The sequence below is a fragment of the Vibrio aerogenes genome, assembly GCF_024346755.1.
GTDB classification, from domain to species: Bacteria; Pseudomonadota; Gammaproteobacteria; order Enterobacterales; family Vibrionaceae; genus Vibrio; species Vibrio aerogenes.
Genome location: NZ_AP024863.1, coordinates 22,518 through 38,165 on the forward strand (window position 1 = coordinate 22,518; position 15,648 = coordinate 38,165).

The following is a 15,648-nucleotide window of genomic DNA, read 5'->3' on the forward strand; positions in this document are numbered from 1 at the left end:
GTTACAGAGCCTGTTCAACAATAGAATTCGTTAATTTCAACCGTGTTTTTTGGCTATGACGTACATGTTGTTTTAGGTCTTCGCAAACGCCCATGAGTTCATTAACCATGCTAACGATTCTAAACTGCTCTTCCAAAGGAGGGGTTGGTAGAACAATTGAACGACTCTTGGTGACAGAAATATTGTCTTGCCCTGCTGTACCAATTAGTTCAATGGAATCCAAAAAGGTCCCTGCCATTAGATAAGTATATATATATTGATTAAACAATCTCTCTATTGGTCTAAAGAATACAATTGCTTGGTTGCAGTTCCATTCAGGATAACTATCAGGGATGACAGCAATTTTTCCTAGTGGTGGACCAACAATATTCATCACTACGTCACCAGGATATAGTATCGATCTAGCTAGCTTTGATGAATGATAATCCGGATCAACAAACTGAGAATTATACTCAAAGTCAATTTTTTGATTGCGGATGTTATATACCTTCAGATATGGGACGCCAGCCTGCTCATGAAAAATACTTTTCGGTGGAGTAGAACCGGAAGTAATCCCATGACAAATATCATCCAGCCTGCACCACTCCCACCCATCCGGCAGTTCAAACGGCTTTTCATCATCCGCAATCGGCGGTAACGCTTTTTGCTTTTTGATTTTCTTATCTTTCACCAACTGAGCTTTCTCTTTAGCAATACGCTCAAGCAGCACAGAAGCTGATTCATCCGCAGGATTCTGTGGTACCAATTTACCCATAACCGCTAGTTGCAGAATGGTTTGTTTCAACTGGTCGATGCTCTCTTCAGTAGTGAATAAGGTATCGAAATGGGCGCTGATGCGTTGCCAGTTTTCCATTAACTCTTCAGCATTTTTGCTGTTGGTTAAGGTTGCCAACAGGGTTTCAACCAACACCTGATGCGCTGTAATACTGGCTTCGGTTTGCTGTTCCAGTTGGTCGCAGAGCTTCATCAGTTCATCGACTTTGGCGACGATGCGGTGCTGTTCTTTTAGCGGAGGAATTGGAATAACAAATTTAGATATATTCCCCATACTTAGATTTGGTCTGGCGTTATCTACCTGTTTATCATACATATATGAAACACAAGTATTGCTATTAAAAAATGTCAGGAAGAATCCAGAACTCACTTGTTGTGGAAAAGAGCGAATGAGGCATACGGCTTGATTAATATTAGCAATATCATCAATGTTATATAGTGCTGTTCTTCCGATAGAGGCACCAACGATATTCATTAGAAAATCATCTTTTCTTAAAATCGAACGAGGCTCAATTTCATTGAATTTTTGTTCTACATACTTTTTTTTATCAAGTAGAAGTTCAAACGCTCCTACATTTTCACTCGTAACGAAAAGAATATCTTCAGGATTTTCTGTATAACTAACCCCTTGCCATTTTGGAGATGAACCTTTAGTAATAAGTTCACATATACTTTCTAGTCTTGAAAAACACCAACCTTTAGGTAATTTAAAAGGAATATCCTTCTCTGAAATATTGGGGAGTTTTTTAGGTTTTTTTATCTTATTATCTTTAACCAACTGAGCTTTTTCTTTCTCTATTCTTTCAAGCAGAGCTGAAGCTGGCTCATCATTTGGATCTTGCGGCACTAACTTACCTCGCACCGCCAATTCTAAAATCAGCTCACGCAGTTTTTTAATGCCATATAAATCGAGTTTACTGCTGGTACCACGACCCGCGGTTGATTTGGTTTGAACAGCAGAAGTCCAGATATCAATATGTTGGGTGATTAAGCTTTCTACCGACATGCTTACGCCTCACCATTAACAGAAGACTTAAGCGCATTACCAAGAATGTCTTTTAACTGATTACGTAGCGTGGTGATCTCTTGCTGCTGCTGTTCATAGCTGGCAAGCAGCTCTTCTGGGTCGTAGCTTTCCACTTCATCCTGATAGGGGTTTTTAATGTCTAAGTTAAAGTTACGCTCGATAATGTCATCGATAGAGACTTTCCACGCCTGCTTGGTTTCAACCCGGCTGGCAAAACCATCGTCTTCTGTGCCCCACCAATCAATCTCGGTTTGGAATTCTTCAAACTTCATCGGTTTGGTTTTGTTGTAGTTTTTTACACCATCTGGATACGGGTGCTCATAGAACCACACGTCTTTGGTCGGCGTTCCTTTGGTAAAGAACAGAATATTGGTTTTGATGCCTGTGTAGGGGTTAAATACCCCGTTTGGCAGGCGCACGATGGTATGCAGGTTACACTCTTCAGTCAGCAGTTTTTTGATTTTGGTTTTAACGCCTTCACCAAACAGTGTGCCGTCTGGCAGAACCACACCTGCACGTCCACCGGCTTTATTGGCTGAAGGCTCTGCTAACACTTCAATAATCAACTGTAAAAACAGGTCGGCGGTTTCACGGGTCTGCATTTCTGCCGGAAAGTTCTTCTCAATACCGTCTTCTTCAGTGCCACCGAATGGCGGGTTCGTGGCAATCACATCGATGTCACTTTCCCAGTTAGACAGCGGTTTATTCAGCGTATTACCATGCTTAATCTGCACTGGCACTTCGACACCGTGCAACATCATATTGGTGACACACAATAAATGCGGCAGTTGTTTCTTCTCAACGCCATGAATCTGTTTTTGTAACGTCTGATGATCTGTTGACGTTTTTACATAATTTTTTTCAACATGATCAAAACTACAGGCAAGGAAACCACCTGTACCACAGGCAGGGTCCATAATGCTTTCACCCAATTTAGGGTCAAGGCGGTTCACGATAAAACTGGTCACGGCACGGGGCGTGTAAAACTCACCGGCATTCCCCGCACTTTGTAAATCTTTCAGAATCTGCTCGTAGATATCCCCGAACAAATGACGGTCATTAGAACTGGTAAAGTCAATTTCATTCAGCTTATTAATTACCTGACGCAGTAACGTACCGTTTTTCATGTAGTTAAATGCATCCGTAAATGCTTCTTTCACTACGAAACCACGAGGATTGCGGTCAACGGGTGCTGTCAGGTTTTTTAGCCCATAGAACAGCTCATCATTAACAAAATCCAGTAGCTGTTCACCAGTAATACCTTCCGGATTTTTCGCCCAATTGCGCCATAAAAACTTTTCCGGGATTGGTGATTTGTAGTCATCCAGTTCCAGCTCAAGATCTTCTTCCCGGGCATCAAATATTTTTAAAAACAGTAACCAGGACATTTGCCCAAGGCGCTGTGCATCACCATCAACACCGGCATCTTTTCTCATAATATCCTGGATAGATTTAATCACTGAACTGATTGACATAGTTATCTCGTTTTACTTCTGATTATATTGTTTTTTTACGTGCATCTCTGACATGTATGGATCCACGTTTAATCAGGCAGATTTTGAATCTAAGCTGTAGATTTCTGCTTCGAGTTCATGAATCGCTTGCTGATATTCAGACTTACCACCGAACCCTTGCTTAACAATTTCCGACACGCTGCCAATTTCGTTGAATGGCGCGACTTTCAGGACGGTCATGCTTTCTACTTCAGAAACACCTTCATCGGCGTATTTATCCAGTAAGCTTTCCAGCACCTGCTGGGCGACCTCACCGTATTTAGTGAAATAGTTACGCTTTTTAACGTTTTCCGCCCGCTCTTTGCGGGTTAAAGGCGGCATATCATAAACCACATGACAAATCATATCGAATGGATCGAGTTCTTTGCCGACTTCTTGTTCAAGGACTTCCCAAAGCACGCCAATTTCGGCTAATTCATCGATAATGGCCTGCTTGCGGTCAGACTCCTGCCACTTTTTAGCAAATTCGTCTAATGAAGCAAATTGTTTCGCAATGGTTTTTCGGGTGTAGTCTTTGAAGGATTCCGTAACCAGCTTGCCATCGCTGTCGTAATATTGAATACGTTCAGCTAACGCTTTTACCGTGACACCATTCACATGGAACTTACGCACACGCTCCGGTTCTTCTGTCCAGTCATCACCACCGTTTGATGTTGATGATGAACCAGAAGTCGGATCGTATTCACCTTCGGGGTCGTGAATTGAATCTGGTTCGATATCTTCACCTTCAAACGGATCTTCATCATCTGTACCATCCGTTCCCGTGATGATGTCATCAATCTCATCATCGTCTTCAAAATCTTCCGGCTCAGTCACTTTGACACGTTCCGGCTCACCGTCAAAACGTTCATCAGCAAACAGTTCGGTCGCTTTTTTGAAATCAAGAATGGTGAACCACAACTTGCCGTATCGATCATCAATCCGGGTTCCTCGCCCGACAATCTGCTTAAACTTTGTCATGGACTGGATGGTTTGATCAAGGACGACCAATTTGCAAGTTTTAGCATCGACACCCGTTGTCATTAACTCAGATGTTGTCGCAATAACCGGATATTTTCTTTTCGGGTTAATGAAGTTATCCAGCTGAGCTTTACCGATTTCATCATCCCCGGTGATTTTCATGACGTATTTTTCGTTTTTTGCTACCTGATCAGGATTCAGGTTCACTAACGCCCGGCGCATTCGTTCTGCATGATCGATATCGTTACAGAACACAATGGTTTTTGCCATTGGGTCAGTTTTTTTCAGGTAATTGGTGACGGTTTTTGCTACTAATTCGGTGCGTTCATCAATCACCATCGTGCGGTCAAAATCTTGCTGGTTGTAGATGCGATCGTCAATCACCTCACCATTTATATCAACCTGACCTTTGGTTGGTCGCCAGCCTTGTACATCCACATTGATATCAACACGAATCACCTTGTAAGGGGCTAAGAAGCCATCTTCAATACCTTGTTTCAGGGAATAGGTATAGAGCGGATCACCAAAGTATTCCGTATTCGATACGACGTCGGTTTCTTTTGGTGTAGCGGTCATACCAATTTGAGTCGCTGAACTGAAATAATCCAGAATTTCATGCCAGGCACTATCTTCTGCGGCACTACCACGGTGACATTCGTCTACAACAATTAAATCAAAGAAATCAGGATCGACCTGCTTATAGGCTTTTTGCTGCTCTTCCGGTCCGGTTAGCGCCTGATAAAGAGCCAAATGCACTTCATAGGCCGGGTCTACAGTACGCCCGGTGACTTTGGTCATTGCTGTACCAAAAGGCTGAAAATCGTTGTTCTTGGTTTGATCGACAAGGATGTTACGGTCAGCTAAAAACAGAATGCGCTTTTTCGCTCTGGCTTTCCATAAACGCCAGATAATCTGAAATGCGGTATAGGTTTTACCAGTACCCGTTGCCATGACCAGTAAAACACGATTTTCTCCAGTGGCTACCGCTTCTACTGTTTTGTTGATTGCCTGTAATTGATAATAACGAGGCGATTTACCACTTCCATCATCGTAATAGTCTTGCGTAATAACAGGCAGGTTTTCGGTCTTATAACCTTTCCAAATACAGTATTTATTCCATAGCTGTTCTGGTGTCGGAAAATCTTCTAACCGGATTTCGGTTTCAAGCTGACTTGGATTGGTTTTGTCATGAAAAACAAAACCATCTCCATTGGAAGCAAATACAAATGGAACTTCGAGCAAAGAAGCATAATCCAGTCCCTGCTGCATTCCTTTGCCTGCTTCGTGCTTGTTGGCTTTTGCTTCAATCACTGCAAGGGGCATACCGGGCTTATGATAAAGCACGATATCAGCCGACTTAACTTTACGTCGTGCTGCTATATTTCCCCGGACAATCACCTTACCGTCACGAAGTTTTACTTCCTGACGAATCTGGGTCATGTCGTCCCAACCAGCACTTTTCACCGCAGGCAAAATGAACTTAGTAATGATGTCTGTTTCAGACAACCTGGCTTTGTTTATTTTCGCTTCCATGTCACCGACTCGATATGAAACCCTTTAGTTAACAATATATCAAAATGGGTATATAAAACCGAGTCTTAATAAACAATACCCACATTTTTTATATTGAAAACAGGGGATTTATGAAATCACAATCGTCTCCAGGTTTGAAAATTAAACCTGTAGCCCATGTTTAGGAGCGCCGGATATGTAACCAGCATATCAAAAGCTGACTTTTTTACACTTAGCACCTGAGAGTGAATGACGGATATAGAACCGCTATAACTCTTATTTAGGTTAAAAATTTGGGAGAATAAATATACTTAATACGCATTCAATTTTCATAAGGTCCTTAAACTGAAGAAAGTAAGATAATCCATTATATTTAAAATGACAGAATAATATTCTGGTTGTTCTGAGATCTGAAACTATTTGAATCAGGTATATATATAGATAAAATGTATGATAGACTTTATTGATAAAATAATTTATATGTGTCATAAATGAGATTCGACGACCTTATTTATATGCTTGTTATTTATTTTTAAGAATATTTATAATTCAGAACGTTCAATGTGAAATTAAGAGTGAAAAGCGCATAGTTTTCATTTGATTTTTATCAATTGGAAACTGTATTATTTACTGACAAGTGAAGTTATGGTTCGGTTTGAAACCTTGCACATATAGAATGATCTCCCGCTACAGTTTTTAAATGTGGATATAAGCATTTTTGTTGAGTTTTGTATGACAAAGAATAAAAGAACAATTAACCTGGATGTTTTTGATTTAAATATAAGAAATATAGATTCCCAGATAAAAAATATTAATACCGATATTTCTGTTTCAATGTCATATGTAAGACGGGCACAAGGCTTATCGTTTAAGCAGCTTGAACAGCGTTTTTCAGGTCTGAAAGGAGACACCCTTAAACGTTACATGCAGCAAAGCTATCCATCAATGCGTCCATTGCATGTCGTTGCTGCTTACTCATGGGTGACTATGGTACCAATGACCTGTTTTTATTATAAAACTTTCTACCCTGATATAGATATGGATACATTAGAGGTTTTTATGTGTATCGGTATCCTGCCTTCAGAGCAGTTCAGGGTTGTTATCGATTTAATCGTCAATATGTTATCTGAGGAAAATAAAATATCATTTTTAAAATATAAAGAAGAGAAAGATAAACTTTATTTGGATGAAGAATATGACTATAGCCTTTTATTTCCTCCTGATGTCCTTGATATAAACTTATTTGCCATTGATTATTATCGTTCAATTGCAATAAAAACCAGAAGTTATCGAGAAGAAAATAACATTTCTGTTGAGCAGGCATGTAAGATGACAGGATTATCTAAATATCAGTTTAATGTTTTTGAAAATCCAAATAATATTACAGATCTTTCAGCATCTGTTGGGTTTAGGGTAACGATAGGGCTTAAATTGAACTCTTATGAGCACTTTACCAGTGAAATGAAACAGTATAGGAATTTTCATTATTTAAGACGTTTACAGCATATAAGAGGATCTCTGATTATTGATGCTTTGAAGAGATTAAATGAAAAAGATAAATTTGAACTGATACAGATATTAAAACATTTATCAAAAATATATAGATAATTGTTGAAATAAAGAGCATTATAGTTATGTGATTTATATATGAATCATTAATACTATAATGCATCTTATACTCATGCTTTCTTAATTGTTTAGATTTTTTAATTGTGCATCGGCTAATACAGATGCTGCCGGTAAAGCAATCATTGCTGCAGAAACTTTATCAGGATGCTGTAAATGACCCAGATGATCAGCATTCTTAATCACTACAAAGTGACTGTTTGTTATTTTTGTTGAAAAAATATATGCCTGTTCTTTTGTGACATAAGGATCATACTCACCAACACAAATAGTACATGGTATTTTAATATGGTCTAAATTTTGGGGTGAATAAGATAATAGTCTTATTGTATTTTCAAAAAAAACGCTGATTCTATAGGAATCAAATTTAGATATACTCCGCTCCGAAGCCTTGATAATCACTTTATTTCTGGGAATGTCCGGATGATCAGAAGTTAGTACCCGGGTAAATGTTTGAGCAAATTTATGTGAATTAATCATAGCAGAAGCAAGGACTTTCTTTGTTGCTTCCCTGCCAGAGCTTGGTATTCCGGGTACACCACCAAAAATAGAAAGGCTAATGACGTGCGGCCATATATCACATAGTTCAACTGCAATAGAAGTTGCATATGAAAATGCAATAATATGAGCTTTCTCTATTTGCATATGTTCAATGAACTCCAGCACCATTTGAGTTTGCTGCTGAATACTGACAGTGGCCTCCAGAAGTGGCGTTCTTCCTGTGCCGGGGGCTTCAAGTGTTAAACAGTTTAGGTGTTCGGAAAATGAGCGGGAGAAAGAATCAACGGACTCTATATCCTGCAAAGCTCCAAGAAGAAAAATAACATGTTGTTCTGTATTTTTGTTTTTATATAGGGAATATCTGTATGAATGACTATTTAAAAAAACGTTGTTAATGTCCATTTTTTACTCCTTAGCAGAATGGAGTCGACAATATAAATCATTCATAAGATGTGTCATGCGACATCATTAATTATTCTAAATTCAGAGGTGTTATGTGCATCCAGGTGATTAATTAAAGGTGTTTTGATAATCCAGTGTTCAATGATTTGAATTTTTAATTCTTTACTATAAAGATTGTTTATATTTACCTGAATACTATATCGAACTTTTGTGATGTTATATTTTCTATGAGTAGTGATTAGCAGAGTTTGTAATGAAAGAAATAATAAAAAATAACGCAGATGATTGTATGGGGAAAATATGACTTTGGTGTCATGTTATATGCCGATTTAATGAACCTTTATCCGGGGATCTTCTGACATGGTCAGAAAAAGATGCCAGGCATAGAGCAATTTGTGCTCTTCATTTCGTAACATCTCAGTATATAACGAAACAATGTAGTGATTAATATCAAAAATAATTTAAAGAAGCCGCATGTTCTATTGATGGTTTTGATGAGTAAGTTGTTGATATTTATATCACCCATCCCACACCCACATTTCCCCCAATAATTCAAGCCACCTTTTACGTCTAACGCCAAATTACTCCCTGCATACAATGACGCTGAATTTTTCAGTAGCTAAATTTTTCAGTATCAAAGGGATATGAATTTGGAATCCGTATCGAAAGAAAACAAATCTGCCGGTGTTTCATTTTCTGTGGCGCCGGAAGAAAACCAACTGTTAAACCGGTCGGCCAGAGAGAATATCAGAGCCAAAAAAAATGAAGCCAAGTTACGGCTGGAAGATCATTTAAGGCGCTTTCCACAAGCGGACTGGCAACAACATTCCTGAACTGAAAGACACCAATTTCTGAGTCATTTCTGTCTCTGTGGCGGAAAGGCTGTTGATACCCCAAGAACCGCAGCTAACCGGCTGGCGCAGTGAACGCCGGTGCTGCTTCGGGCTGAAAGGGTATTGCTCTTTAACAACCCGGACCCAGGCTGGACGGATGCCCGTAATAATCCGATCAATCACACCTCAGCGGGTTGCGCCGTGGGGAGGCGTGCGTCATCCCTTCGGGGATGAAACTGAGCCGCACTTAATGTGTATCAGTCATTATTCAATCTTATTCATCATAAGGAGGAATCTGATGAAACAACCTGATGACTCTGAATGTGTGTCTATCAATTTGAGTCTGGATGCAGAGACTTACGCGTCACTCAAAGCCTCTGCCCGGCAGTCGTATCGATCACTGAAAATGGAAGCCACATTACGCCTGATCGATCACGTCTGTCAGCTTCCGGAACCTTGCAGCACCCGGCTGCAGAACCGACCCGAAAGCAGTTTTAAAGTGCTGGTTCCCTGTTCGGTCCGGGATCAGCTAAATCCTTATTTATACCGGGGAAGTTATAAAACCCACTCGCTTTCGGTTGAAAGTGCCAGAAGGGTGAAAGACCACCTGCGGCGCTTTGAGGCGATTGCCGCCGTGGGGCTGGCCGGTCTCTGTGAGAAGACAGAGCCGGGCACAGAGAGTAACAACTAAACATGCAGCAACGACAGGTTGCGCATCATTTAAATCAATAAACAGGTGAATTTGAGTGGTTAAAACAAAACGATTAAATGCCGGAAATAAGCGCCGCAAGCTGGCAACAATCATCATGACTTCATTGATTGGCGGTCAACAGGCGATGGCTGGCGGACTGGAAACCGGAACAGCGGCAGCGACGGAGATTAAAGCCTGGCTGTATGGCTTTTTAGGGGTGATTTCCTTCATCTATCTGATGTATCTGGTGATGATGGCATTTCTGGATAAAAAGCCCTGGAGTGACGTGTTATTAGGCGTCGGTAAAGTCGCCGTCGCCGGTGCTGTACTGGTCTTCGGCCAGTGGGCGTGGGGATTGTGGGGCAGTTAAACATGGCGGACGAACCTGAATTATACGCCAGTTATCACTCTTTGAGCCGTCAGCCCCTGATCGCCGGGATCCCGGTGATCACTTTAGTGATTGGGTTTGCGCTGGTTCTGTTAACCACCGTTCTGGCGTTGCTGACAGTTGGTTTAACCGGGCTGGTTGTCCCGGCTCTGATTCTGTTCGGACTGCTTTATATCCGGATCCGCTGTGCTGAAGATTCCCGTGCCACTGAAGAGATGCGCTGGGAGCTGAAAGGTATGCAGATCCGGCTGATGTGCCGGTCCAACATGATTTCATTCACGTCAATTGATGAAAGTGAGCGCAGGAGAAAAGAAGATGTCAGTGAATGGATTAAAAACAATACCTCTGACCGGTAAGTTACCCGCTTACAATTATCCGGTGAACCGCACCATGATTTCACTGGGGGACGGCAAGTTGCTGTCTGTGGTGCAGTTGCATGGTATTCCCTTTGAATCTGAATCGGTGTCGTCGCTGAAAGCGGCTTTTTCATCGGTTTCCCTGCTGCTCAGAACGCTGGCGAAGCAGTATGGTTCCGGGCTTGGCGTCTGGACACATATCGTCAAAAAAAAGGATGAACTGGTCGCGGATAATTACCAGTTCGACAGTGCCTTTATGCAGGATTTTGCCAATCAGTACATCGACTCATTTCAGGGTGAAAACTTCTACAGTGTGAAGTATTACATCTCTTTCGTGCTGGAAGGCAGCGAAGATGAGATGAACGACCTGCTGAAGGTGGCTTTATCCGCATTCAAATCATTCGATTGCAAAGTGCTGGCGGTGCGTGATGATCTGCGCTGTGAGCATACCGAACTTCTCTCTTATCTGATCAATTACAACGATGAACCCAAGCCACTGACCGGCGATAAAGTGCAGCATGTGATTCAGCACAGCGACTGGCATTTTGGTTACGATGCCGGGGAAATCCGCAATTCCAATAACCAGCGAAAACAACATGCCGTCTATTATGAGCTGGATGCGTTACCCAACACACATCCGGGGATGTGTGATTTCATGTTGTCCTTCAACGGTGAATTCATCATGACGCAATCGATGATCATGATGCGTTCCCCGAAGGCATTAAAGCTGATCGATACCCAAATCAACCTGATTTCATCCAGTGATGGGGTTGAGCATGAGCTGGAAGAACTGGAGAGTGGCCGGGATTATGTGGCGACTTCTGAAGTTGCGTTCGGCTTTTATCATGCGTCTCTGGTTGTGCTGGGTAAAACTCAGCATGAAGCCCTGAAAAACGGCTCAGATATCAGTGGTGAATTTCTGGCGCGGGGCACAGTGCTCAAAAGGTCAAATCTGAAATCGCTCTTTACCTTTCTCAGCGTTTTGCCGGGATCAAAGCAGCGAATTAAACCGGCCCCGAAAACCACGACCAATCTGGCTTGTACCTGGTCGCTGCACAATTACTCGATCGGCAAGCCGACCGGTAATCCGGTAGGGGATGGCACGGCGATTTTGCCACTGAAGACCGCTTCTAATTCGCTGTTTTACCTGAACTGCCATGCTTCTGAATTAAATAAAGAAACTACCGGGGAAAAGTACGCCGGTCATACCATGATTCTGGGTGCTTCCGGTACCGGTAAAACTACGCTGGAAGCGACACTGACCGGCTTTTTTACCCGGTTTAACCAGCAAATTTTCTGTATTGATTACAAACGTTCAACTGAGCTGTTTATCCGTGCATTTGGCGGGGAATACTTTGATATTAAGGAAGGGGAAGATACGGGGATCAATCTGTTCCAGTTACAGCCAACCCCGCAGTTAATCAGTTTTCTTAACCGTCTGGTCTGCCGGCTGGCTGCTGACGAACAGGGCGGGGTGAGTATTCATGATGAGGATGAGATTAAGCAGGCAATCGAAACGGTGATGGCGTTTGACGCACCAATGCGGGGGCTGAGTATGATGCTGCAAAGTATTCAGGATTATGGCCTCCGGCAGCGCCTGAGCCGGTGGTGCCGGTCTCAGGACGGTAAACTGGCCTGGTGCCTCGACTCTCCCGTCAATAAGTTTGACCCGGACACGATGGATCGGGTTGGATTCGATTCAACCTTGCTGCTTGAGAAAGACGCCGGTGGCCGGATTCACGAAGCCAGTGAGCCGATTCTGGCCTGTCTGTTTTTCCTGAAAGACCTGATGCAGAAAGAAGGCAAGCTACTGCAAACCATTGTTGAAGAATTCTGGATGCCCGCCAGCTTCCCGCTGACGCAAAGCATTATGCAGCGCACGCTGAAGACCGGCCGCTTGCTGAACGAATTTATGGTGTTAAGTACCCAGTCGCCGGAAGATGCAATCCGGTGTGATATTTTCCCGGCGATTATTCAGCAGACAGCCACCAAGATTTATCTGCCAAACCCGGATGCGACCTTTGAGTCGTATCGCCAGTGTAATTTAACCCCGAGAGAGTTTGAAAAGTTACAGGCACTGGACAAACAGTCCCGGACCATGCTGATCAAGCAATCGAATACCAGTTGTTTTGCAAAAATGGATCTGTCCGGATTCGATGACGTCCTGCCGGTGATCTCCGGTTCAACCGATGATATCCGGCTGTGCGAAAGCGTGCGGGAAGATGTGGGGCAGAATCCGGACCAGTGGATACCAGCTTTGTTAGCTCGGAGGAAGCAGCGATGAAAAGAGCGGCTTGTTTATCGGCGCTGATCTGGCTGATGTGCCCGGTCTCCGCCAATGCTTCGGGGATTCCTGTGGTGGATGTGGCTTCGATTGCGCAGATGGTTCAGCAGGCTGCGATTCGGGCCCGGCAATTTTTGCAGACCATCGAAACGGCCCGGAATAATCTGGCGGCGATCAAAGCGCAGTCGGATTACTATCAGTCGATGGTTGAAGGCCATCCGATCAGTTACGAGGCGATTCTTTATGACCCGAACCTGAGAAAACTGGCAGATATGAGTGGCTGGCAGGCTTTGTATGAATCGGTGCAGGATGTGTCTGATCTGCGGCAGTCGTATGGATTGCTCAGTGATAATCAGGCAACACAGCTAAAATATGATCAGGCGTTGCGTGATTTTAAAATTCAGCAGCAGCTGTATCAGACGGCTTCCCAACGGAATAAAAACATTCTGAAGTTATTGGATGAGTTTGGCACCGCAACCACACCGGCCACCAAGTCGGATCTGGCCAACAGCATCAATTTTCAGGTCGCAGCCCTGCAAAATGAACAGAAAATGATGGAAGCCTTCAGCACGATTTCACACCGTAAGGCACAGCTTGAGATTGAAGGCAAGAACGCAGAAACCATCGACATGATCATGAACAGCGGTCTGACCGTCAATTTTGATTAAACCCAGGAGAACAAACCGTGAGATTATTTTTATCTGCAATCGTAGCGCTGCCTGTCTGTGTCATGCTGTCTGCATGTGACGGGGAAGCTGTCAAAACGGTTGATTACTATTCAGACCATATGGATGAAGCCATCCATGTGCTCAAGGCGTGTCAGTCTGATGCGTCCACCGAACTGAAACAAAACTGCCGTCACGCCAGAGAAGCGCGGGATGCACACAACAAGCAGACCGCTGAAATGGATACCGGTGCCCGCGTGGACTGGGAATAGGGTTCACCGATGGCAATGTTTACCACATTCTTCAGTTTTCTGGATGACGTGACCACGAACAGTATCGGTTCGTCCGTCGGTACTTTTCCGGTGTCATTGCGCCTGTATTTGGCGGCGCGGTGGGCATCTACATGGTGTATCTCGCTTATAAATCGCTGTATGAGCCGGAGAACATCGTGGTGATGGAGGTGATGAAGCTGATCGGGGCGTTGTGCCTGTGTACGTTTATTGCGTTCAATACCAGCTGGTATATGGCGCATGTGGTGCCGTTTTTAACCCAGTCCGGGGATGAGATTTCTTCCCGCGTCTGGGGCTCCGGCACCAGTGGTGCTGCCACAATTCAGGTGCTGTTCAATAATGAGATTAAGGCGATTAAAGCCTTGTGGGGCCGGGCGGATTTCGGCATTACATCTGATAACGGTGCCGGGGTGCTGGCGGTTCTCATGATTTTGCTCGTGGTGATTGGCTGGACGCCATTTCTGGCGATTGCGACCGCGTATCTGGCACTGGCAAAAATCATGGTGAGCTTTTTGCTGATTCTGGGGCCGCTGTTCATTATGTTTGCGCTGTTTCCATCAACCCGGTCGATGTTTCAGGCCTGGACCGGCCAGTGTCTGAATTACCTGCTGCTGACCATCGTTTATCCGATGGGATTCAATATTCTGGATCAGGCATTACATAAAGTTATTTTTGACTCCGGGGAGATAGAGATCAAAAGCATGCTGATGGCGAGCATTATTTTCGGCTTCGGTATTCTGGTTTCGCTGCAAATCCCGACCTTCTGCTCCAACTTATCTGGCGGTATCGGCATTAACGGGCTGGTCTCCAACATGGCACAGTCCGTCGGCGTGGGCGGACGGCTGGCACGCGGCACTTTAGGCGGTGTGAAGAGCGGTTATGCGCACTCCCGGAGCTTTGGCAAGGGGCTGGCTGATAGCAGGAAGAATAAGGTTAAGGCGGGGTGAATGCCGTGGATAAAACAGATATTTTTGACGGCATTCATTCTTTTGGTTGATTAAAAGCAAGATTGAAACGAATCTAACTGAATATTGTTCTTCTGCATCATCGACTTCACTGTAGTTTCCAATTTAGTGTTAGTCATAGGCCAACGGTGGTCTTTCGATGAAGATGGGAAAACGATATATAAAATATCGCCACTCGGAGTCCCTGAACCATTCCTTGGATTCACGTTAACACCACCCAGCCTTTCAGCTAAAGCTATAGACATTTCACCCAATGGTGATTGTCTTGGGCCTATATCAGCAAATACGAATGCTGACGATTTCTTTGTTTTTAGGTTATACGCATACCCTAAATCACCTTTATAGCCAGTCCCTTTTAGATCATAAAAACTTTTAGGGAAAACAATATATGGGATTTCTACTGAATTCACATACCGGTCAGGATCTGTGACGGATTTGTTTTTATTTTGAAGAGACGTTTTTGATAGAAAGTAGCCTTTATATTTACCAGATTTTTGAACAAAAGGTTTTTCTGGTTGTTCTGGGTCAACAACAAGAACATTTTTCCAACCCTTATCAGGATACCCTGCGTTCTCCAGGTAATCTAAACCAATATCATCTGGATGGTAGGAATTCGGGGCCCCGTCTGCATCGATGGCCTTATAACTGGTCTGGTATACATAAAAATTTTCGTTGAGCCCTTTTATTAACAGGGTGTCTTTATACGTTATCCATTTTTGCCCATCGCAAGCTATTGATGAGCCAGATAGTAACAAGCAAACAAGTCCCATTTTTCTAAGCATCAGATTAACCCTCTGACAAAATTTATGTAACAAACATAGTCAAATTTGGCTTAACTGCAATCAGTCACTCATTGGCCG

Annotated in this window: 14 protein-coding genes; 9 read left to right on the forward strand and 5 right to left on the reverse strand. The window is 43.2% G+C overall.

What is annotated here, in order from left to right; translation table 11 throughout:
• Window position 1: 1 nt before the first annotated feature.
• The 3 genes from OCV29_RS23295 to hsdR form a co-directional block, all read right to left on the reverse strand.
• Window positions 2–1,780 (reverse strand): restriction endonuclease subunit S, encoded by a 1,779-nt coding sequence (locus OCV29_RS23295; protein ID WP_261887500.1) that lies wholly within the window; start codon window positions 1,778–1,780, stop codon window positions 2–4.
• A 2-nt stretch (window positions 1,781–1,782) separates the two neighbouring features.
• Complete coding sequence (locus OCV29_RS23300) at window positions 1,783–3,276, reverse strand: type I restriction-modification system subunit M (protein WP_261887501.1); 1,494 nt, start codon at window positions 3,274–3,276, stop codon at window positions 1,783–1,785.
• A gap of 72 nt (window positions 3,277–3,348) precedes the next feature.
• On the reverse strand, window positions 3,349–5,808 hold the full coding sequence (hsdR, locus tag OCV29_RS23305) for an EcoAI/FtnUII family type I restriction enzme subunit R (RefSeq protein WP_261887502.1): 2,460 nt from the start codon (window positions 5,806–5,808) through the stop codon (window positions 3,349–3,351).
• Window positions 5,809–6,519: 711 nt separating this feature from the next.
• On the opposite strand from hsdR, the gene OCV29_RS23310 reads away from it, so the two are divergent.
• On the forward strand, window positions 6,520–7,395 hold the full coding sequence (locus tag OCV29_RS23310) for a hypothetical protein (protein ID WP_261887503.1): 876 nt from the start codon (window positions 6,520–6,522) through the stop codon (window positions 7,393–7,395).
• Between the two features lie 81 nt (window positions 7,396–7,476).
• Here OCV29_RS23310 and OCV29_RS23315 read toward each other — a convergent pair whose 3' ends face one another.
• Window positions 7,477–8,316, reverse strand: coding sequence for an alpha/beta fold hydrolase (locus OCV29_RS23315; RefSeq protein WP_261887504.1), 840 nt, complete (start codon window positions 8,314–8,316; stop codon window positions 7,477–7,479).
• Between the two features lie 644 nt (window positions 8,317–8,960).
• On the opposite strand from OCV29_RS23315, the gene OCV29_RS23320 reads away from it, so the two are divergent.
• The 8 genes from OCV29_RS23320 to OCV29_RS23355 all read left to right on the forward strand — a co-directional run bounded on the left by OCV29_RS23320 (window position 8,961) and on the right by OCV29_RS23355 (window position 14,770).
• Entirely contained in the window at window positions 8,961–9,149 is a 189-nt protein-coding gene (locus OCV29_RS23320) for a TraY domain-containing protein (RefSeq protein WP_261887505.1), read from the forward strand.
• Between the two features lie 298 nt (window positions 9,150–9,447).
• The gene (locus OCV29_RS23325) at window positions 9,448–9,840 is read left to right on the forward strand and encodes a TraY domain-containing protein (RefSeq protein WP_261887506.1); all 393 of its coding nucleotides are present in this window, start codon (window positions 9,448–9,450) and stop codon (window positions 9,838–9,840) included.
• A gap of 55 nt (window positions 9,841–9,895) precedes the next feature.
• A complete protein-coding gene (locus OCV29_RS23330) occupies window positions 9,896–10,210 on the forward strand; it encodes a conjugal transfer protein (RefSeq protein ID WP_261887507.1) in 315 nt (104 codons plus the stop codon).
• 2 nt (window positions 10,211–10,212) lie between these two features.
• Complete coding sequence (locus OCV29_RS23335; protein ID WP_261887508.1) at window positions 10,213–10,584, forward strand: conjugal transfer protein TraD; 372 nt, start codon at window positions 10,213–10,215, stop codon at window positions 10,582–10,584.
• Complete coding sequence (locus OCV29_RS23340) at window positions 10,544–12,868, forward strand: VirB4 family type IV secretion/conjugal transfer ATPase (protein WP_261887509.1); 2,325 nt, start codon at window positions 10,544–10,546, stop codon at window positions 12,866–12,868. Before OCV29_RS23335 ends, OCV29_RS23340 begins: the two co-directional genes overlap by 41 nt.
• Window positions 12,865–13,536 (forward strand): type IV secretion system protein, encoded by a 672-nt coding sequence (locus tag OCV29_RS23345; protein ID WP_261887510.1) that lies wholly within the window; start codon window positions 12,865–12,867, stop codon window positions 13,534–13,536. The genes OCV29_RS23340 and OCV29_RS23345 overlap by 4 nt, the downstream gene beginning before the upstream one ends.
• A gap of 17 nt (window positions 13,537–13,553) precedes the next feature.
• The gene (locus OCV29_RS23350) at window positions 13,554–13,805 is read left to right on the forward strand and encodes an EexN family lipoprotein (protein WP_261887511.1); all 252 of its coding nucleotides are present in this window, start codon (window positions 13,554–13,556) and stop codon (window positions 13,803–13,805) included.
• Window positions 13,806–13,936: 131 nt separating this feature from the next.
• A complete protein-coding gene (locus OCV29_RS23355; RefSeq protein WP_261887512.1) occupies window positions 13,937–14,770 on the forward strand; it encodes a type IV secretion system protein in 834 nt (277 codons plus the stop codon).
• A gap of 50 nt (window positions 14,771–14,820) precedes the next feature.
• On the opposite strand, the gene OCV29_RS23360 is transcribed toward OCV29_RS23355, so the two are convergent.
• A complete protein-coding gene (locus tag OCV29_RS23360; protein ID WP_261887513.1) occupies window positions 14,821–15,570 on the reverse strand; it encodes a glycoside hydrolase family 75 protein in 750 nt (249 codons plus the stop codon).
• Window positions 15,571–15,648 lie beyond the last annotated feature (78 nt).